This is a genomic window from Streptomyces sp. NPDC045967 (assembly GCF_056430495.1).
On record NZ_JBWKLE010000004.1, the window covers coordinates 414344 to 434815 of the forward strand.

At 70.6% G+C, this 20472-nt stretch carries 15 protein-coding genes; 9 read left to right on the forward strand and 6 right to left on the reverse strand.

From position 1 onward, the window contains the following. Positions 1-24 precede the first annotated feature (24 nt). Together AC07FY_RS11940 and AC07FY_RS11945 are read left to right on the forward strand one after the other, a co-directional pair. Complete coding sequence (locus AC07FY_RS11940; RefSeq protein WP_479004166.1) at positions 25-771, forward strand: IclR family transcriptional regulator; 747 nt, start codon at positions 25-27, stop codon at positions 769-771. A gap of 96 nt (positions 772-867) precedes the next feature. Next, positions 868-1317 (forward strand): SsgA family sporulation/cell division regulator, encoded by a 450-nt coding sequence (locus AC07FY_RS11945; RefSeq protein WP_479004169.1) that lies wholly within the window; start codon positions 868-870, stop codon positions 1315-1317. An 88-nt stretch (positions 1318-1405) separates the two neighbouring features. On the opposite strand, the gene AC07FY_RS11950 is transcribed toward AC07FY_RS11945, so the two are convergent. After that, complete coding sequence (locus AC07FY_RS11950; RefSeq protein ID WP_479004172.1) at positions 1406-2797, reverse strand: YibE/F family protein; 1392 nt, start codon at positions 2795-2797, stop codon at positions 1406-1408. 211 nt (positions 2798-3008) lie between these two features. Here AC07FY_RS11950 and thiC point away from each other — a divergent pair, with 211 nt between their 5' ends. Beyond that, the gene (gene thiC / locus AC07FY_RS11955; RefSeq protein WP_479004175.1) at positions 3009-4796 is read left to right on the forward strand and encodes a phosphomethylpyrimidine synthase ThiC; all 1788 of its coding nucleotides are present in this window, start codon (positions 3009-3011) and stop codon (positions 4794-4796) included. A gap of 144 nt (positions 4797-4940) precedes the next feature. Here thiC and AC07FY_RS11960 read toward each other — a convergent pair whose 3' ends face one another. From AC07FY_RS11960 to AC07FY_RS11970, 3 genes are all read right to left on the reverse strand, one after another. Beyond that, positions 4941-5747 (reverse strand): hypothetical protein, encoded by an 807-nt coding sequence (locus AC07FY_RS11960; RefSeq protein WP_479004177.1) that lies wholly within the window; start codon positions 5745-5747, stop codon positions 4941-4943. Between the two features lie 149 nt (positions 5748-5896). Next, positions 5897-7165: a metallophosphoesterase gene (locus AC07FY_RS11965; RefSeq protein WP_479004180.1), complete on the reverse strand. Its 1269-nt coding sequence runs from the start codon at positions 7163-7165 to the stop codon at positions 5897-5899. A 231-nt stretch (positions 7166-7396) separates the two neighbouring features. After that, positions 7397-8512 (reverse strand): LacI family DNA-binding transcriptional regulator, encoded by a 1116-nt coding sequence (locus tag AC07FY_RS11970; RefSeq protein ID WP_479004183.1) that lies wholly within the window; start codon positions 8510-8512, stop codon positions 7397-7399. Between the two features lie 361 nt (positions 8513-8873). On the opposite strand from AC07FY_RS11970, the gene hisC reads away from it, so the two are divergent. Beyond that, complete coding sequence (gene hisC / locus AC07FY_RS11975; protein WP_479004185.1) at positions 8874-9953, forward strand: histidinol-phosphate transaminase; 1080 nt, start codon at positions 8874-8876, stop codon at positions 9951-9953. 33 nt (positions 9954-9986) lie between these two features. Here the strand turns inward: hisC and AC07FY_RS11980 are convergent, their stop codons facing one another. Continuing rightward, positions 9987-10355: a cyclophilin-like fold protein gene (locus tag AC07FY_RS11980; protein WP_479004188.1), complete on the reverse strand. Its 369-nt coding sequence runs from the start codon at positions 10353-10355 to the stop codon at positions 9987-9989. A gap of 195 nt (positions 10356-10550) precedes the next feature. On the opposite strand from AC07FY_RS11980, the gene AC07FY_RS11985 reads away from it, so the two are divergent. The 4 genes from AC07FY_RS11985 (at position 10551) to AC07FY_RS12000 (ending at position 18475) form a co-directional block, all read left to right on the forward strand. Further along, positions 10551-12056 carry a cytochrome ubiquinol oxidase subunit I gene (locus AC07FY_RS11985; RefSeq protein WP_479004191.1) on the forward strand — a complete coding sequence of 502 codons (1506 nt, stop codon included), beginning with the start codon at positions 10551-10553 and terminating at the stop codon, positions 12054-12056. 18 nt (positions 12057-12074) lie between these two features. Beyond that, positions 12075-13076 (forward strand): cytochrome d ubiquinol oxidase subunit II, encoded by a 1002-nt coding sequence (cydB, locus tag AC07FY_RS11990; RefSeq protein WP_479004194.1) that lies wholly within the window; start codon positions 12075-12077, stop codon positions 13074-13076. Positions 13077-13148: 72 nt separating this feature from the next. Continuing rightward, positions 13149-16715, forward strand: coding sequence for a thiol reductant ABC exporter subunit CydD (gene cydD / locus AC07FY_RS11995; protein ID WP_479004197.1), 3567 nt, complete (start codon positions 13149-13151; stop codon positions 16713-16715). A gap of 14 nt (positions 16716-16729) precedes the next feature. After that, the gene (locus AC07FY_RS12000; protein ID WP_479004200.1) at positions 16730-18475 is read left to right on the forward strand and encodes a GAF domain-containing sensor histidine kinase; all 1746 of its coding nucleotides are present in this window, start codon (positions 16730-16732) and stop codon (positions 18473-18475) included. Between the two features lie 79 nt (positions 18476-18554). Here the strand turns inward: AC07FY_RS12000 and AC07FY_RS12005 are convergent, their stop codons facing one another. Further along, positions 18555-19442, reverse strand: coding sequence for a Cof-type HAD-IIB family hydrolase (locus tag AC07FY_RS12005; protein ID WP_479004203.1), 888 nt, complete (start codon positions 19440-19442; stop codon positions 18555-18557). Positions 19443-19565: 123 nt separating this feature from the next. Between AC07FY_RS12005 and AC07FY_RS12010 the strand changes: the two genes are divergently transcribed. Further along, positions 19566-20471, forward strand: a complete 906-nt coding sequence (locus AC07FY_RS12010; RefSeq protein WP_479004206.1) for an LLM class flavin-dependent oxidoreductase — start codon at positions 19566-19568, stop codon at positions 20469-20471. The last annotated feature ends 1 nt before the right edge of the window (position 20472 follow it).

Genomic DNA, 20472 nt, shown 5'->3' on the forward strand with positions numbered 1-20472 from the left:
TTGTCTTCGGTCCACAACGCCGGTGTGCCGACTCTCATCGGTTCCGTGCAGCGGGCGCTGAGGCTCCTCGAAGCGGTGGGTTCGCACAGCGCGGGAGCCCCGGCGAAACAACTGGCGCGTGAGGCCGGGCTCCCGCTTCCCACCGCCTACCACCTACTGCGCACCCTGACGCACGAGGGCTACCTGCGCAGAGAGGGTGGAGTCTTCGTGCTGGGTGCCGCGGCCGGCCGGCTGGCGGGCGGGGTGATCCAGCAGAAACGTCGCAGCATGATCCTCGACTCGCTCGCGCACTTCCGCGACGCCGTCGGCGCTCCCGTCTACTTCGCGGTGTTCCGCGAGGGTGAGATCGAGGTCGTGGGTGTCTCGGACACCCCGGCCAGCCCCGCGTGCGAGGAGTGGGCCGATTTCCGGGCCACCGGCCACGCGCACGCCATCGGGCAGTGCCTGCTCGGCCAGCTCGACGAGGCGACCCGCAAGGACTATTTCGACCGTCACCCGGTCGAGGCGATCACGCCTTATACCGTGCCGGACCAGAGGTCGCTGGAGAACCGAATCGGCTCCCTGCAGCGGATGCAGCCCGTGACCGAGCGGCAGGAATATGCCTTGGGCACGGTATGTGCGGCCATCCCGATCACTGCGGGTGACACAGCGGCGACCATGGCCATTTCTCTCCCTGTGCACCAGGAAGATCGGTTGCCCTATGTAGTCAATCGACTACGGAGTGAAGTAGGCGCGCTGTTGAGTACCCTCTCGTTCTCTATCAGTATCTGAAAACTCACTCCTTGTGATCTGCTAGCGCTTACACCACCCTTGTCAAGAGGTCCTGGGGGACCATTCCTGGCCACTTCCACAACAGCGGGGTAGGCAATGCGCGAGTCGGTACAGGCAGAGGTCATGATGAGCTTTCTCGTCTCCGAGGAGCTCTCGTTCCGGATTCCGGTGGAACTCCGGTACGAGGCTCGTGATCCCTACGCAATCCGCCTGACGTTCCACCTTCCCGGAGACGCGCCCGTGACCTGGGCGTTCGGCCGGGAGCTCCTCCTCGACGGCATCAACAAGCCGTGCGGCGACGGCGACGTGCACATCGCCCCGACCGACCCCGAGGACCTGTCCGACGTCCACATCCGCCTCCAGGTCGGCGGTGACCGGGCGCTGTTCCGGGCCGGCGCGGCGCCGCTCGTCGCGTTCCTCGACCGGACCGACCGGCTCGTGCCCCTCGGTCAGGAGCGGAACCTGGGTGCCTTCGAGGAGAACCTCGACGAGGCGCTCAGCAGGATCTTGACCGAGGCGAAGCAGAACGAGAAGAACGCGGGCTGACCGGACGTCACCGAACCGGAGGAGTCCGCCACTCTGCTGCCCACACCCCGCACCGCACCCGCATCCGCATTCACCCGCACCCGCGCCCTCAGCGCTTGCGCCGGCGGCCCCGGCCGCCGCGGGCCGGCCCTGCGGCCGCCGCCGTGCCCGGGGTCCCCGGCCGGTCGGCCGAGACGACCAGAGCGGCCAGCGCCGTGGTCACGGGGACGGAGGCCACCAGGCCGATCGAGCCCACCAGGGTCCGTACGATCTCCACCGCGACCAGTTCGCTGTTCGCCACCGACCCCATGCTGCTGTTCGCGATCGAGAACAGCAGGAGCAGGGGGAGGGCGGCGCCCGCGTACGCGAGGACCAGGGTGTTGACCACGGACGCGATGTGGTCGCGCCCGATCCTGATGGCCGCCCGGTACAGTGCACGCGGCCCCATCGAGGAGTCCGCCTGGTGCAGTTCCCAGACCGCTGAGGTCTGGGTGACGGTCACGTCGTCCAACACGCCCAGCGATCCGATGATCACGCCTGCGAGCAGCAAACCGCTCATGTCGATGTCCGGGTAGAGCCCGTGGATCAGACCCGTGTTGTCGTCGGTGTTCCCGCTGAGGAACGCCCAGTCGATGAACAGGGAGCCGAGGAGCCCGATCAGCAGCAGGGAGACGAGGGTCCCGAGGACGGCGACCGAGGTGCGGGCGGTCAGGCCGTGGCACATGTAGAGGCCGATCAGCATGATCGCGCTCGCCCCGATGACCGCGACGAGCAGCGGGTTCGACCCCTGCAGGATGGCGGGGAGGATGAAGAGGGTCAGCACGCCGAAGCTGACGACCAGCGCGATGAGCGCGAACAGCCCGCGCATCCGGCCGACCACCACGACCGCGACGGCGAAGATGCCCGCCAGCAGGGCCATGGGCCACTTGCGGTTGACGTCGATCACCGAGTACTGGAGGTCCCGCGGGGCGTCCGGCGCGTAGGCGACCACCACCTCCTGGCCGTCCGCCAACTGCCGTGGTGCGCCCGGCTGCACGATCTCCACGAAGGTGCGGCCCTGGTCCGGTCCGGTGCCGACCTTCACCGTGGCCTTCTTGCACTCGCCGTTCCGTGCCGCCTGCGCCTCCCGGCCCGAGGGGGTGGACGTGTCGCCGGTGGGCGGAACCTGCGAGGCGTTCACCGATGCGCAGTCGACGGACTCGAGCGAGACGACCGTGCCCTGCTGGGTCTGCCGGTCGAAGCCGACGCCCGAGCGCTCGTGGGCGGGAGCGCCGCCCGGCCAGAGCACCGCCATGCCGATGAAGACGGCCGTGGCGAAGGGGATCAGCACGGCGGCGATGACCTTGCGCAGGTGCTTCGAGACGGGGGCCGCCGGGCCGTGACCGTGACTGTGTCCGTGGCCGTGGGCATGACCGGCGGAGTGCCCGGAATCCGAGTGCGCATGGGCCGAGTGGCCGGAGGGATCCGTGGGCTCGTTGGGGGGCTGCGGCGAGGTGGTCACTGGCAGATCATCGCAAGAGATGAGGGGGCCCACTGTTCAGCACGCCCTAGATGACGCTAGCGTGGGGGCACCTTTGCACAACGCGGGAGCTCGGAGCACCGGGCTGAGAGGGCGCTGATCACCGTACGGGCATCACGGATGCGTACGGGAAGAGGCTGCGTCGACCGCCGAACCTGTTACCGGGTAATGCCGGCGTAGGGAGATAGGTCTCATGACCATTCAGGACGCACGCACGCCTGCCGTCAGCCAGGACACCGACAGCGGGACCGAGCGCCAGCCGGGCTGGCACAAGGGCTACCTCGCGGGCTCCCGCCCGGACATCCGGGTGCCGGTCCGCCAGGTCCACCTCACCAACGGCAAGGACGTGACGCTCTACGACACGTCCGGGCCGTACACCGATCCCCAGATCGAGACCGACGTGCGCCGGGGTCTCGCTCCGCTGCGCGAGAACTGGATCATTGGCCGCGGGGACACCGAGGAGTACGCGGGGCGTCCCGTGCGCCCCGAGGACGACGGGATCAAGCACACCTCGCCGCGGGGCGGGCTCAAGAACCTCGACGCGGTCTTCCCGGGCCGTCCGCGCCAGCCCCGCCGGGGCCGTGGCGGCGCCGCCGTCACGCAGCTCGCGTACGCCCGCCGCGGTGAGATCACCCCGGAGATGGAGTACGTCGCGATCCGGGAGAACGTCTCCGCCGAGGTCGTCCGCGAGGAGATCGCCGCGGGCCGTGCCGTGCTCCCGGCGAACGTGAACCACCCCGAGATCGAGCCGATGATCATCGGCAAGCGGTTCCTGGTGAAGGTCAACGCCAACATCGGAAACTCCGCGGTCACCTCCTCCATCGAGGAGGAGGTCGACAAGATGACCTGGGCGACCAAGTGGGGCGCCGACACGGTCATGGACCTCTCGACGGGCCGCAACATCCACACCACCCGCGAGTGGGTGCTGCGCAACTCTCCCGTCCCGATCGGCACCGTGCCGCTCTACCAGGCGCTGGAGAAGGTCGACGGCCGCGCCGAGGACCTGACCTGGGAGATCTACAAGGACACGGTCATCGAGCAGGCCGAGCAGGGCGTCGACTACATGACGGTCCACGCCGGCGTGCTGCTGCCCTACGTGCCGCTGACCGCCCGCCGCAAGACCGGCATCGTCTCGCGCGGCGGATCGATCATGGCCGCATGGTGCCTGGCGCACCACAAGGAGAACTTCCTCTACACGAACTTCGAGGAACTCTGCGACATCCTCGCGACGTACGACGTCACGTACTCGCTGGGCGACGGCCTGCGCCCGGGTTCCATCGCGGACGCCAACGACGCGGCGCAGTTCGCGGAGTTGAAGACGCTGGGCGAGCTGAACACCATCGCCAAGCGGCACAACGTCCAGACCATGATCGAGGGCCCGGGCCACGTCCCGATGCACAAGATCAAGGAGAACATCGACCTCCAGCAGGAGATCTGCGAGGAGGCGCCGTTCTACACGCTCGGCCCGCTGACCACGGACGTGGCGCCCGCGTACGACCACATCACCTCGGGCATCGGCGCCGCGATGATCGCCTGGTGGGGCACCGCGATGCTCTGCTACGTCACACCCAAGGAGCACCTGGGCCTGCCCAACCGTGACGACGTCAAGACCGGTGTCATCACCTACAAGATCGCCGCGCACGCCGCGGACCTGGCCAAGGGGCACCCCGGGGCGCAGGAGTGGGACGACGCATTGTCGGACGCCCGCTTCGAGTTCCGTTGGGAGGACCAGTTCAACCTGGCCCTCGACCCCGTCACGGCGCGGGAGTTCCACGATGAGACCCTGCCCGCCGAGCCGGCCAAGACCGCGCACTTCTGCTCCATGTGCGGTCCCAAGTTCTGCTCGATGAAGATCTCCCAGGACATCCGCCGTGAGCACGGCGGCGACCTGAAGGCCGAGGAGATCCAGGCGGGAATGGCGGAGAAGTCCGCCGAGTTCGCCGCCTCCGGCAACCGCGTCTACCTGCCGCTGGCCGACTGACGCGCCGCGCCCCGGGCAAGGGCACCGCGCCCCGGGCAAGGGCGCCGCACCCCCGACAAGGGCACCGCTCCACGGCCGGCCAGCCGTGGGCGATGCCCTTGTTTCACGTGAAACATCGCCGAGCGCTTGCGGGGAACCCCGGGGCTACTGGGGCTCGCGCTCCTGACCGCCGAAGGCGGGACCCGAGAAGTCCGGCGCCGTATAACCGGGCCGGGGGCTCTCGGACGGCGATCCCGGACTGGTGAAGTCGGGGGCCGTGTACCCCAGGTGCGGCATCCGGGTGCTGCGTCTGCGCGGGGCCGGGAGGCCGCCTCCCGCGCCGGGATCGGCCAGCGCGTCCCGCAGGAACGGCATGATGCCCCGCTCCAGCAGTGCGGTCCGCCAGGCCTCGCGGGCGCGGGCGACCTCGTCCGGTACCGCCTCGGCCCCGTCCGCGGTCACCTCGGTCGCCCCGTTGCGTACGGCCGTCACCAGCAGGCCGACCCCGGCGCAGACCAGGGAGGCGACGGTGAGCACCCCGAAGAAGGAACCCGCCGTCAGCATGGTGTCGGCGAAAGCCGGTTCGGGTTCGATCAGCTTCAGGAGGTAGCCCACCAGCAGGAAGATCAGCATGGCGGCACCCGCCAGGACCGGTGCCAGGACCGCGATCATGGCGCCGAGACCGGCCCCGTCCTGTCCCTGGGCTTCCTCCCCGGCGGTCCCGGGCCTGGAGAGGACCTCATCACGCCGTTCCTCGCGGACCCTCACGTAGTGGTTGTACTCGTCTGCGGCCGCCGCCGTCAGCAGGGCGGTGGCCCCCAGAGCCATGGTGCGCAGCTGTTCGGCGTTCAGACGTTCACCGAGCGCGGCGAGCTCGGGCCGTTCGCGTGCGGTGCGCAGCGCCTCGTCGAGGAGTCGGTCGAACTCCGGCCGGTCTTCGGTCAGCAGGTGCGGAGCGCTGGTCATGTGCATCCCCCGATGCTCCGTGGAGGCCGGTTTGCCCGCGTAGACCCGGGCGCCGGCACAAACGGAGGAGAGCCTGCTACGGATAGAGCGATGGTAGAGCGCCTACACCGCAGGTTGACAGGGGCTTTGCAGAAATACCCCTTGTATGACAAGCCTCAGTCGCGAAGGGGAAGTTGCACCACGAGCAGCTTGCCCGCCATCGTGACGCCGCCGTCCATCGCGATGGCGAGCCCGTCCGCGTAGACGTGGGGCCCGACCACGGTCTCCGGCCCGCGGGAGTCCGCACCGTCCTCGGTGCCCACCTCGCCGAGCAGGTAGGGGATCGGGCTGTGCCCGTGCACGACGCGGCTGCCGCCGTACGTACCGAGCAGTTCGCGTACGGCTCCGGGCCCGGTCTCCTCGTCGCGGAAGGCGAACCGCTTGGTGAACTTGCGGAACAGATCCCAGGTGATGTCGGCGTCGTTGCGGTTCAGCAGCTCGTGGATGGTGTCGTTGACGTCCTCGATCGAGTCGCCGTAGTCCAGGTACGCGGTGGTGTCGGAGTGCAGGAGCAGGTGCCCCTCCTCCAGGACGGCCGCGTCCAGGCGGGACATCCACTGCAGGTGGACGTCCTGCAGGCGCTCCATGTCGGTGCGCTGTCCGCCGTTGAGCAGCCAGGCGGCCTGGAAGGTGGCGGTGCCGGCGCCGGAGGAGACGGGGGTGTCGCCGAACCTCTTGGCGCCGATGAGCAGCAGCTCGTGGTTGCCCATGAGCGCCTTGCAGTAGCCGCCGGCGGCCGCTGCCTCGGCGGACAGGCGCATCACGAGATCGATCACGCCGATGCCGTCGGGGCCGCGGTCGGTGAAGTCGCCGAGGAACCAGAGCCGGGCGTTGCCGGCGGACCAGCGGCGCTCCGCGTCGATCAGACCCTGGGCGTGCAGTTCGGTGACGAGTTCGTCGAGGTAGCCGTGGACGTCGCCGACCACGTACAGGGGGCCCGGACCGGCGGCGGCCGGGTCCTGGGGAACGAACTGGACCTGCACGGTGTGGCCGGGGCCCTCGGGCGCGCCGCGCCCGATGACGGGCAGGTCGCGTTGGGTGGGGGTGTAGCCCTCGAGGTCGTCGTCCTCGGGTGCCGGCTCCACCGGCCCACCCACCTCGGGCGCCGGCTCCGCGGCCCCGCGTACCTCGTGCGCCGTGTAAGCACCGTGCTGCGGGTGGGGCGGCGCGGAGGCGGGCGGGGTGGCCGGCCGAGGGGCGTGGCCCGGCTGCGGGGGTACGCTGCGCGCGCCCTCCGCGTAGTACGCCGGGTACCCGCCGTAGACCGGGGCCTCCTCGGGCAGCCCGGTGGATACGGCGTACGGAGCGGGTTCGGTGACCGGCACCCGGAAGTCCCGCAGCGTTTCCGTCCGCATCGCGGGTCCCTGACCGGCCCCCTGAGTCATCGACCCCTCCACCACCGTCGCGCTGCCGTACACCTGCGGACCCTCCTGACCTCCAGGGGGGAGGGTCCGTGATGTCGTGCGCCCATCATAGGAATGCGGCTCGCGCTGTGTGACGCACCAGGGGTGGTGAATCCTGTGCGGAGGCGGCCGTTCCTGCCGTTTCATCCCGATATCTGCGTTCCTGAAATCCTGGATGGGGCCAAAGGTCCCCTCCGAGGAGCGTGGTGCGGGTCAGTCCTGCGCCGGGGAGCGCGGCGGACTGACGGTGGTGCGGGCCTGCCTGCGCTGCGAGGAGGTGCGGATGATGAGCTCGGTCGGGACGACCTGTTCGACGGGGCGTCCGGTGTCCACTCCCTCGATCGCGTCGATGAGCAACTGCACCACGGCGGTGCCGATGCGGCGCGGTTTGAGGGAGAGGGTGGTGATGGGCGGTTCGGTGTTCGCGTACACCGTGGACTCGCTGCAGCACACGAGCAGCAGGTCCTCCGGGACGCGCAGGCCGTAGCGGCGGGCGGCGGCGAGCAGGTCGGTGCCGTTGGGGTCGAAGAGTCCGTACACGGCGTCGGGCCGGTCGGGGCGGGCGAGGAGCCGGTCGGCGGCGACGGCGCCCGCGCAGGGGTCGTGGGCGGGGTAGGACTCGTAGACCGGGTCCTGGCCCACGCGCTCGCACCAGTTGAGGTAGGCGGTGGTGGAGAGCCGGGTGTAGGTGTCGGTGGTGGTGCCGGTCAGCAACCCGATCCTGCGGGCACCGGCGGCGGCGAGGTGGTCGAGCAGGCCCAGGACGGCGGCCTCGTGGTCGTTGTCGACCCAGGCGGTGACGGGGAGGGAGCCTGCCGGGCGGCCGTCGGAGACCACGGGCAGGCCCTGGCGGACCAGTTCCGTGACGACGGGATCGTGGTCGGAGGGGTCGATGACGACGGTGCCGTCGAGGGCGACGTTCGACCAGACGTCGTGTCGGGAGGTGGCGGGGAGGATGACGAGGGCGTAGCCGCGGGCGAGCGCGGCGGAGGTGGCGGCCCTGGCCATCTCGGCGAAATAGGCGAATTCGGTGAAGGTGAAAGGTTCATCCCCGTAGGTCGTCACGGTCAGGCCGATGAGGCCCGACTTGCCGGTACGGAGGGTGCGGGCGGCGGCGGACGGGCGGTAGCCCAGCCGGTCGGCCACCTCGCGAACGTGGCGGCGGGTGGCGTCCGGCAGCCGTCCCTTGCCATTGAGCGCGTCGGAGACGGTCGTGATGGAGACGCCCGCCGCGGCGGCCACGTCCCTGATGCCTGCCCTGCCCTGTCGGCCGGCGGTCCGCCGGGTGGTCTCGGTCCGGCTCACCTGATGCTTCCCTGCTGCTGTCATGGCGTGCCGATAGTAGGGCGCGGTGGGGTGGGTGGTCCGGGTGCATATGCACGCGTTGACAGGCACGTTTCTGCACGGTTCGCCACCCCCAATCACCTTGGAAAAGAAGGCGCTTGACCCGCCTGCTCTGGGGTGAAGCTTGTCGGCGGCCACGGGCATGCCAAAACGGTGCGGCTGAGCGCCGTCTTCGACTCACCTGCACGGGGGACGCGCGCCACGGCGCAGGCCACCGGCGCGCGCATATATGCGCGCGCTCCCCCGCAATCCAGGCGCCCCCATTCTCGGGACGGCGGAATCCTCATAAGGTGAGCAGTATTGAGTCGACGGCGACGTCGGACGGGATGGTCGAGGAGGACCTGCGGTGAGCGAGAAGAGCCCGAGGCTGCGCGCCGAGCTGGACGGCATTCCCACGTACAAGCCGGGCAAGCCGGCGGCCGCGGGCGGGCCCGTCGCGTACAAGCTGTCCTCGAACGAGAATCCGTACCCGCCGCTGAACGGGGTCCTGGAGAGTGCCGTCGCGGCGGCCGGGAGCTTCAACCGGTACCCGGACATGGCCTGCACGGGTCTGGTGAACGAGATCGCGGAGCGGTTCGGGGTGCCGGTCGAGCACGTCGCCACCGGCACGGGCTCGGTGGGCGTGGCCCAGTCGCTGATCCAGTCGACGGCCGGCCCGGGCGACGAGGTCATCTACGCCTGGCGCTCCTTCGAGGCGTACCCGATCATCACGCAGATCTCCGGCGCGACCTCGGTCCAGGTGCCGCTCACCGACGGTGACGTGCACGACCTGGAGGCGATGGCCGAGGCGATCACCGAGCGGACCCGGCTGATCTTCGTCTGCAACCCCAACAACCCCACGGGCACCGCCGTCCGCCGTGCCGAGCTGGAGCGATTCCTGGACCGGGTGCCGTCGGACGTCCTGGTGGTGCTGGACGAGGCCTACCGCGAGTTCGTGCGCGACGCCGACGTACCGGACGGCATCGAGCTGTACCGCGACCGCCCGAACGTCGCCGTGCTCCGTACGTTCTCCAAGGCGTACGGGCTCGCCGGCCTGCGCGTCGGCTTCGCGGTGGCGCACGAGCGGGTGGCCGCGGCGCTGCGCAAGACGGCGGTGGCCTTCGGGGTCAGCCAGCTCGCCCAGGACGCGGCGGTGGCCTCGCTGCGCGCCGAGGACGAGCTGATGGGCCGCGTCGGGGCGCTGGTGTGCGAGCGCAAGCGCGTCCACGAGACGCTGATCGCCCAGGGCTGGACCGTGCCGGACACCCAGGCGAACTTCGTGTGGATGCGGCTGGGAGAGCGGACCGCCGACTTCGCGGCGGCCTGCGAGAAGGCCGGTGTGGTGGTCCGGCCCTTCGCGGGCGAGGGCCTGCGGGTCACGATCGGTGAGACCGAGGCGAACGACCTCTTCCTGCACACGGCGGAGGCGTTCTTCAAGGAGCTCTAGGCCGGGTCGGGCTTCAGGGAGCTGTAGGCCCGGTCAGGCCAGTTCCACGCGGACGGGGTCGCCGTCACGGACGGTGGACAGCAGGCGGGGGTCGCCGTCGAAGGAGCCGAGCACGTTGCACGGGCTCGCCAGGCGGCTCTCGCCCCCGCGTGAGAGGGGAGTGGGGCCGTAGGGCAGGGCGAGTGCGTCGCCCTCGGTCCAGAAGGCGACCGTTCCCGGCTCGACGACCTGCCGGGCGTCGTGCTCCAGGGCGACGGAGACGCCGGTGTCGAAGTAGACCTCCTCGCCCCAGGTGTTCGCCGAAGCGGCGATCGGGAGGGCCTCGGCCAGCGCCTTGCTGGTCGGGGTCTCGTCAAGGGTTGCGGTGAGCTGGCCCGCAGGCCAGGAGATGCGAATCTTCATGAGTCGCATTCAACAATCTGTTGAATCTGTTGACTAGGGGACCCCCCCCCGCTCAAAAGATCCATATACCTGTGCGACATAATGCTTGTGAATGTGAACGCGTTCACAAGCGCGCCTGCTTTCGCCTGCTATGTGGGTGGGGCGCGCCAGAACACACTGCGGCTGTGACCACGGCGACCCGAAGGAGCTGACGACGTGGACCTGGCTTTGGCGCCCGAGACACTGGCGCGATGGCAGTTCGGCATTACGACCGTCTACCACTTCCTCTTCGTCCCCCTGACGATCTCGCTCGCCGCGCTCACGGCCGGCCTGCAGACCGCGTGGGTGCGCTCCGGGAAGGAGAAGTACCTCAGGGCCACGAAGTTCTGGGGGAAGCTCTTCCTGATCAATATCGCCATGGGCGTCGTCACCGGCATCGTCCAGGAGTTCCAGTTCGGCATGAACTGGTCCGACTACTCGCGCTTCGTCGGTGACGTCTTCGGTGCCCCGCTGGCCTTCGAGGCGCTGATCGCCTTCTTCTTCGAGTCGACCTTCATCGGGCTGTGGATCTTCGGCTGGGACAAGCTGCCGAAGAGGATCCACCTGGCCTGCATATGGATGGTGTCGATCGGCACCGTCCTGTCCGCCTACTTCATCCTGGCCGCCAATTCCTGGATGCAGCACCCCGTGGGGTACCGGATCAACGAGGAGCGCGGCCGGGCGGAGCTCACCGACTTCTGGCTCGTGCTCACCCAGAACACCGCGCTCACCCAGTTCTTCCACACCATCACGGCGGCGTTCCTGGTCGGCGGCGCGTTCATGGCCGGCATCGCCGCCTTCCACCTGGCCCGCAAGAAGCACGTGCCCGTCATGCGGACCTCGCTTCGCCTGGGCCTGATCACCCTGATCATCGCCGGACTGGGCACCGCGATCAGCGGCGACCTGCTCGGCAAGGTCATGTTCAAGCAGCAGCCGATGAAGATGGCCGCCGCCGAGGCGCTCTGGGACGGGGAGGCGCCGGCGCCGTTCTCGATCTTCGCCTACGGCGATGTGGACCAGGGGCACAACAAGGTCGCCGTGGAGATCCCGGGCCTGCTGTCGTTCCTGGCGAACGACGACTTCACCTCCTTCGTCCCCGGCATCAACGACGTCAACCGGGCCGAGCAGGAGAAGTTCGGGCCCGGCGACTACCGGCCGAACATCCCCGTCGCCTACTGGGGCTTCCGCTGGATGATCGGCTTCGGCATGGCCTCGCTCGGTGTGGGCGTGCTGGGGCTGTGGCTGACCCGCAAGAAGCTCCTGCTGCCACCCGGGCTGCGGACCTCGGAGGACGAGGTGCCGAACCTGGTGCTTTTCAAGCAGGCGCTGAGCCCCACGTGGGGACGGCTCTACTGGATCGTCGCGCTCTGGACCATGGGCTTCCCGCTCATCGCCAGTTCCTGGGGATGGATCTTCACCGAGATGGGCCGCCAGCCCTGGGTGGTCTACGGCGTCCTGCGCACCAGCGACGCCGTCTCGCCCGGCGTCTCCCAGGGCGAGGTCCTCACGTCCATGATCGGGTTCACGGCCCTGTACGCCGTGCTCGCCGTGATCGAGGTCAAGCTGCTCGTGAAGTACGTGAAGCTCGGGCCCCCCGAGCTCACCGAAGCCGACCTCAACCCGCCCACCAGGATCGGCGGGGACGACAAGAACTCCGACCGGCCGATGGCCTTCTCGTACTGAGGCTGAGGAGACCACACGATGCAACTCCACGACGTCTGGTTCGTGCTCATCGCCGTTCTGTGGATCGGCTACTTCTTCCTGGAGGGCTTCGACTTCGGGGTCGGCGTCCTCACCAAGCTGCTCGCCCGGGACCGTACGGAGAAGCGGGTCCTGATCAACACGATCGGGCCCGTCTGGGACGGCAACGAGGTCTGGCTGCTCACGGCGGGCGGTGCGACCTTCGCCGCCTTCCCCGACTGGTACGCCACCCTCTTCTCCGGTTTCTACCTGCCGCTCCTGCTCATCCTGGTCTGCCTGATCATCCGGGGGGTGGCCTTCGAATACCGGCACAAGCGCCCCGAGGACGCGTGGCAGACCAACTGGGAACACGCGATCTTCTGGACCTCGCTGATCCCCGCGTTCCTGTGGGGCGTGGCCTTCGCCAACATCGTCCGCGGTGTGAAGATCGACGGGAACAAGGAGTACGTCGGTACCCTGTTCGACCTGCTCAACGGCTACTCACTGCTCGGCGGCGTGGTCACGTTGACCCTGTTCACCTTCCACGGAGCGGTCTTCACCTCGCTCAAGACGGTCGGCGACATCAGGGAGCGCTCGCGCCGGCTGGCGGCCCGGCTGGGTACGGCCACCGCCGCGCTGGCCCTGGTCTTCCTGACCTGGACCCAGTTCACGCGAGGCGACGCCAAGAGCCTGCTCGCCATGGCGGTCGCGGTGCTCGCGCTGGTCGGCGCCCTCGGCTGCACCCGGGCGGGCCGTGAGGGCTGGGCCTTCGCCCTGTCCGGGGTCACCATCGCGGCGACCGTCGCGATGTTCTTCCTGACACTGTTCCCCAACGTCATGCCGTCCTCGCTGGACGACGCCTGGAGCCTCACGGTCACCAACGCCTCCTCCAGCCCCTACACCCTGAAGATCATGACCTGGTGCGCGGGAGTGGCCACGCCACTGGTCCTGCTCTACCAGGGCTGGACGTACTGGGTGTTCCGCAAGCGGATCGGGACCCAGCACATCGTCGACGCGCACTGAGTTCCGCCGCCGGCGGCCTGCCGTCCAGACCCTCCTGCCTGACCGACTGACCCTGCCTGGGGGATGTTTCACGTGAAACCGATCGACCCGCGCCTGCTGCGGTACGCCCGTTCCACCCGGCTCTTCCTGGCCGCGGTGGTGGCCCTGGGCCTGGCCGGGGCCGGGCTGGTCGTCGGTCAGGCCATGCTGATCGCCGAGATCGTGGTCGGCGCCTTCGAGGAGGGCCTGGGCGCCGCCGCGCTCCGGACGCCGCTGCTGCTCCTCGCGGCGGTGGCGCTGGGCCGCGGTCTCATCGCCTGGCTGACGGAACTGGCCGCGCACCGGGCCGGTGCGGCGGTCAAGTCCGAACTGCGGGGCCGGCTGCTCGACCGGGCCGCGGACCTCGGCCCGGGCTGGCTGACCGGTCAGCGGACCGGGTCCCTGGTCGCCCTGGCCACGCGGGGCGTGGACGCGCTCGACGACTACTTCTCGCGCTACCTGCCACAGCTGGGGCTCGCGGTGGTCGTACCGGTGGCGGTTCTCGCCCGGATCGTCACCGAGGACTGGGTGTCGGCGGCCATCATCGTCGTCACCCTTCCCCTGATCCCGCTGTTCATGGTCCTCATCGGCATGGCCACCCAGTCCCGGATGGACCGCCAGTGGAGGCTCCTGTCCCGCTTGTCGGGGCACTTCCTCGACGTGGTGGCCGGACTTCCCACGCTCAAGGTCTTCGGGCGGGCGAAGGCGCAGGCCGAATCCATCCGCAAGATCACCGAGGAGTACCGGCGCGCGACGATGCGGACCCTGCGCATCGCCTTCCTCTCCTCCTTCGCCCTCGAACTCCTGGCGACCCTCTCCGTGGCGCTGGTGGCGGTCACCATCGGCATGCGGCTGGTCCACGGAGAGCTGGACCTCTACACCGGACTGGTCATCCTGATCCTGGCGCCGGAGGCCTACCTGCCGTTGCGGCAGGTCGGCGCCCAGTACCACGCGGCCGCCGAGGGGCTGGCGGCCGCCGAGGAGATCTTCGCGGTCCTGCAGACCCCGGTCGGGCGCCCGGCCGGCGGCGCCGCCCTGCCGAGCGGCGCGCCCCTGCGCATCGAGATGGACGGGGTCGCCGTCCGGTACGAAGGCCGGGGCCAGGAGTCGCCCGGTCCGGTGTCGCTGACCGTCGAACCCGGGGAGTGCGTGGCGCTCACCGGCCCGAGCGGGGTCGGGAAGTCCACCCTGCTCCACGTGCTGCTGGGCTTCGTGGAACCGACCGCGGGTCAGGTGCGGATCGCCGGAGTGGACCTCGCCCGGTTGTCGCCGGAGCAGTGGCGGGAGCGGGTGGCGTGGGTTCCGCAGCGGCCGCACCTGTTCGCCGGGACCATCGGGGACAACGTACGGCTGGCCCGCCCCGCGGCCTGTGAAGAGGACGTGGTCCGGGCCCTGAAGGACGCGGGCGCCTGGGAGTTCGTGGCCGCGCTGCCGCGCGGGGTGGACACCCCGCTGGGCGAGGGCGGTGTGGGGCTGTCCGCCGGGCAGCGCCAGAGGCTGGCGCTCGCCCGGGCCTTCCTGGCGGACCGGCCCGTGCTCCTGCTGGACGAACCGACCTCGGCGCTGGACGGCGAGACCGAGGCCGGAGTGGTGGACGCGGTCCGGCGGCTGGCCGTGGGCCGGACCGTCCTGCTGGTCGTGCACCGTCCGGCGCTGCTCGCCGTCGCCGACCGCGTGGTGCCGATCGCCGCGCCCGCGGCCGCCACGGGCGGTTCGCTCCCCCGGCCCGCCTCCGTCCGCGGCGGGGCCGTCCGCGGATCTTCGCCCGACGCCGGGGAGTGGATCCTCGGGCCCACGGCCGACCGGGCGCCCGCCGTCGGCGGCGCCGCCGACTCGCGCGGGAGGGATCCGCTGCGCCGGGTACGGGCCGTGGCCCGGGCACGGCAGGGCAGCTTCCGGCTCGGGCTGGTGCTCGGAGCGCTGTCCGTGGGGTGCGGCGTCGGCCTGATGGCCGTGTCCGGCTGGCTGATCTCACGGGCCTCCGAGCAGCCCCCCGTGCTCTACCTGATGGTGGCCGTGACGGCCACCCGGGCCTTCGGAATGGGCCGGGCCGTCCTGCGGTACGCGGAGCGGCTCGTCTCGCACGACGCCGTGCTGCGGATGCTCGCCGATCTGCGGGTCTCGGTCTACCGGAGGCTGGAGCGCATCGCGCCCGCCGGACTGCGCGAGCACCGGCGCGGAGACCTGCTGACCCGGCTGGTGGCCGACGCCGACGCACTCCAGGACTACTGGCTCCGCTGGCTGCTGCCCGTCGGGACGGCGGTGCTCGTCGGCTCCGGGTCGGTCGCCTTCACCACCTGGCTGCTCCCGGAGGCCGGAGCCGCGCTCGCCGCCGGACTGCTCTTCGCCGGTGTCGGAGTCCCGCTCGTCAGCGGGGCCTGTGCGCGGCGTGCGGAACGCCGGCTCGCGCCCGCCCGGGGGGAACTCGCCACCCGGGTGGCCGATCTGCTCACCGGCACCGCGGAACTGACCGTCGCCGGGGCACTGGAGGACCGCAAGGGCCGCGCCCGGGAGGGCGACGGTGTGCTGACGCGGATCGCCGCGCGCGGAGCGGCGGCCGCCGGGCTCGGGGCGGGGCTGTCCGCCCTCGTCTGCGGACTGACCGTCGTGGCCGCCGCCGCCGCGGCCGCGAACGCGGTGCTCGACGGACGGCTGTCCGGGGTGGCGATGGCCGTCGCCGTACTGACCCCCCTCGCCGCCTTCGAAGCGGTCAACGGCCTTCCGCTGGCGGTGCAGTACCGCCAGCGGGTGCGGCGCAGCGCCGAGCGGGTCTACGAGGTCATCGACGCGCCGGCTCCGGTCGCCGAGCCGCAGCGGGCCGCGACCGCTCCCGGCTCGCCCTTCCCCCTGCGGCTGACCGGGCTCGCCGCCCGGCACCCCGGACAGGAGCGTGACGCGCTGCGCGGGGTGGACCTGACCCTGGAGGCGGGCCGGCGCATCGCCGTCGTCGGCCCCTCGGGCTCCGGCAAGACCACCCTGGCGCAGGTCCTGCTGCGTTTCCTGGACCCGCGCGACGGCACCTACACCCTGGGCGGGACCGATGTCTGCATGCTCGACGGCGACGACGTGCGCGCACGCGTGGGGCTCTGCGCCCAGGACGCCCACCTCTTCGACAGCTCGGTCCGGGAGAACCTGCGGCTGGCCCGGACCGGAGCGGGTGAGGGGGAGCTGAGGGAGGCGCTCGCCGCGGCCCGGCTCCTGGAGTGGGCCGACGGCCTCCCCGAGGGCCTGGACACCCTGATCGGTGAGCACGGCGAGCGGATCTCCGGCGGCCAGCGCCAGCGCCTGGCCCTGGCCCGGGCACTGCTCGCGGACTTCCCCGTACTGGTGCTGGACGAGCCGGCGGAGCACCTGGACCTGGCCACGGCGGACGCCCTGACAGCGGACCTGCTGGCGGCGACCGAGGGCCGCGCCACCGTACTGATCACGCACCGGCTGGCCGGGCTGGAGGCCGTCGACGAGGTGCTCGTGCTCGACGGCGGGGAGGTCGTACAGCGCGGTGGTTATGCGGAGCTGGCCGCTGTCGAGGGGCCGCTGCGGAGACTGCTCGAACGGGAGGAGCAGGCTGACGGAGCGGCGACTGCCCGCTCCCTGCCGACTTTCCCCGCCAATCGGGACTAACTAGGCTCAAGGGCATGTCAGTGCAGGAGTCGCAGGAACCGTCCGAACCGCCGGGACCATCACCGCGCACGCCGGACCCGCTGGAGGCCGCCACCCGGGCCACCCGCAGTCTGCAAGGTCTGTCCACCGAGCTCACGGCGCGGGTGCCGCAGCTGCTGGAGGCCATGAGGTCGGTCGGTACCGGGCTCGAACTGCACTCCACACTGGACCGGATCTGCGAGACCGCGGCCGAGCTCGCGGACGCCCGTTACGCGGCCATCGGCGTCGTCGACATCGAGGGCCGGGGACTGTCTGACTTCGTCACGTTCGGTATCAGCTCCGAGCTGGCCCGGAAGATCGGACACCGTCCGGACGGCAAACGCGGCCTGCTCGGAGCGCTGATCTCGCATTCCGACACGGTGCGGCTCGAGGACCTCACGAAGGATCCGCGTTCGGCGGGCTTCCCGGCGCACCACCCACCCATGAAGACGTTCCTCGGTGTCCCGATCCGGGTCCAGGGCGAGATCTTCGGCAACCTCTACCTCGCCGAGAAGAACGGCGGCGGCCCCTTCAACGACTACGACGTCCACATGGTCCGGGTGCTGGCCACCGAGGCCGGCATCGCGATCGGCAACGCCCGGCTGTACGAGGCGGCGACCCAGCGGGAGCGCTGGATCGACGGCTCGGTTGCGGTCACCACCGCCCTGCTCTCCGGCGGGGACGCGGACGACGCCCTCTCGGTCGTGGCGGAGCAGGCCCGGCGGCTGGCCGACTCCTCCGCGGGGATCGTCATGCTGCCGGCCGAGGAGGGCGGGATGGAGATCGTCGCCGTCTCCGCCGACAACCCGGCCACCTCCCTCGGCGTGGTGATCCCGGCCGAGAGCCCGGTCGTGCACACCCTGCTCCAGGGCGAGCCGGTCTTCGTCGACGACGCGGCCACCGACCCCCGCATGCTCAGCGAACTGACCAGCCCGTACGGTCCCTGCATGATGCTGCCGCTGCACAGCGGCGGCCGGGTGCTCGGCGCCCTGGTCACACCCCGGGTCCGCGGAAAACGGCCGTTCAGCGAGGCCGAGCGGACTTTGGCCACGCAGTTCGCCTCGCAGGCGGCGCTCGCCCTGATGATGGCCGAGGCGCAGCGCGACCGGGAACGGCTCGCCGTGTTCGAGGATCGCGACCGGATCGCCCGGGACCTGCACGACCTGGTCATCCAGCGGCTGTTCGCGACCGGGATGATGCTGGAGGGCGCCCAGCGCCGGTCGATCGTCCCGGAGGTCCGCGACGGCGTCGGCAAGGCCGTCGACGAGCTGGACGTGACGATCCAGGAGATCCGTACGGCGATCTTCGCACTCCAGCAAGGGCCGGCGGAGGCCCCTTCGGGACTGCGCACGCGGGTGCTCCGGGAGATCAACATGGCGGCCGTACCGCTCGGCTTCAAGCCCGCCCACCGCTTCCTCGGCCCGGTGGACACGGTCGTCGGCGAACTGGTGGGCAAGAACCTGATCGCCGCGCTCCGCGAGGCCCTGTCCAACGCCTTCCGGCACGCCGACGCCTCCCGGATCGAGGTGGTCGTGGATTCCACCGTCACGCTGGCGGACGGACGTCCCGGCGTCCGGCTGGAGGTGGCCGACGACGGGGTGGGCATTCCCGAGGGCGGGCGGCGCAGCGGACTGCGGAACCTGCGTCGGCGGGCGGAGTCGCTGGGCGGCTCGAGCTCGTACGGTCCCGGCCTGGGAGAGAACGGCGGCGGTACCACCCTGGTGTGGGAAGCCCCGCTCTGAGGTCGGTTGCGGCGGGTCCGACCGGTGTCCGGTCCCGGGATGGCCTGCCCCGCGGCCACCGGGCGGCTGCCGGATGCCCTTACAACCGGCGGTCGGCGATCCGGTCGGCCACGATGCGCTCGATGACGACGGCGACTCCGTCCTCGTTGTTGGCCGTCGTGAGGCCGGACGCGGCCGCGATCACATCCGGATGGGCGTTGCCCATCGCGTAGGAGGTGCCGGCCCAGCTGAGCATTTCCACGTCGTTCGGCATGTCGCCGAAGGCGACCACCTCGGCGGGGGAAATGCCCCGCTCGGCACAGCACAGGGCCAGGGTGCTCGCCTTGGAGACGCCCTGGCCGCTGATCTCCAGCAGAGCGGTCGGGCTGGAGCGGGTGATCGACGCGTATGCACCCGCGGCCTCCCTGGCGAGGGCGAGGAACTCGTCCGGGGCCAGTTCGGCGTGGTGCGCGAGCAGCTTGAGCACGGGCGCGGCGCTCTCGTCCGTGCCCTCGGCGAGCAGCTTCTCGGCGACGGCGACATGGGCGCCGGGATCCTTGAAGAACGGCGGGTAGGCCGGCTCGTAATTGATGCCGGTGGTCAGCTCCACCGCGAAGGAGGTGCCCGGCACGGCATCGCGCAGGGCCTTGACGACGGCCAGGGCCGCCGCCCGGGGAAGCGCTCTGACCAGGACGAACTCTCGCCCGGCGTGCAGATCGACGACGGCGGCGCCGTTCGCGCAGATCGCCAGGCCGTGACCGTGCACGTGGTCGCTGACCACGTCCATCCAGCGGGCGGGTCGTCCGGTGACGAAGAAGACCTCGATCCCGGCCTCCTCGGCGGCGGCGAGTGCGGAGACGGTGCGGAGCGAGACGGACTTGTCGTCACGCAGCAGGGTGCCGTCGAGGTCGGTGGCGATGAGCCGGGGAGCGGGCGCTGGCCCGTCCGGGCACTGGGAAGCCGAGGTCACCGACCCATCTTCGCCCATCACCGGGGACCGACCGGACCCCGGGAGGACCACACCGTCCGGGAGGCCGGTGTTTCACGTGAAACATCTGGTCCGGCTGCCGTGTTTCACGTGAAACATCGCGACGGTCGTACTCTCGAGCGCATGAGTCTGCGTCTGAGTACGGTGATCCTTCCGGTACGGCGATGGCATGAAGGCGGACGGGACCAGTGGGTCCGAGCGGACCAGCTCGGGTTCCACACCGCCTACACCTATGACCACCTGTCCTGGCGGTCCTTTCGCGAAGGTCCCTGGTTCGGAGCGGTTCCCACGCTGACCGCGGCGGCCGGAGCCACTGAGCGGCTGCGCCTGGGAACGCTGGTCACCTCGCCGAATTTCCGTCACCCGGTGACGCTCGCCAAGGAGCTCATCACCCTGGACGACATCTCCGGCGGCCGTATCACCCTCGGAATCGGCGCGGGGGGCAACGGCTTCGACGCGACCGCCCTGGGACAGGAGCCCTGGAGCCCTCGTGAGCGGGCCGACCGGTTCGGCGAGTTCGTGCCGCTGCTGGACGCCCTGCTCACCGAGGGCGCGGTGAACTCGGAGGGCACCTTCTACTCCGCGGTGGAGGCACGCAACATCCCCGGCTGCGTCCAGCGCCCGCGCGTGCCGTTCGCGGTCGCCGCCACGGGCCCGCGCGGTCTGCGGCTCGCCGCGCGGCACGGGCAGGCCTGGGTGACCACGGGGGACCCGAAGCTCTTCGCGGAGGGCACGCCGGAGCAGTCGCTCGACGCGATGCGCGGCCAGGTGGGGCGCCTGGCGGCGGCCTGCGAGGAGATCGGGCGGGACGCGGCGCAGGTGGAGAAGATCCTTCTGACCGGCTTCACACCCGAGCGGAACACGGTGTTGGAGTCCGTGGACGCGTTCGTCGACTTCGCGGGCCGTCACCTGGAACTGGGCTTCACCGAGCTGGTGATCCACGCGCCGATCCCCGACTCCGACTTCGCCGCGGACGAGTCGGTCTTCGAGAAGATCGCCCTGGAGGCGACGGCCCAGCTGCAGGGCTGAC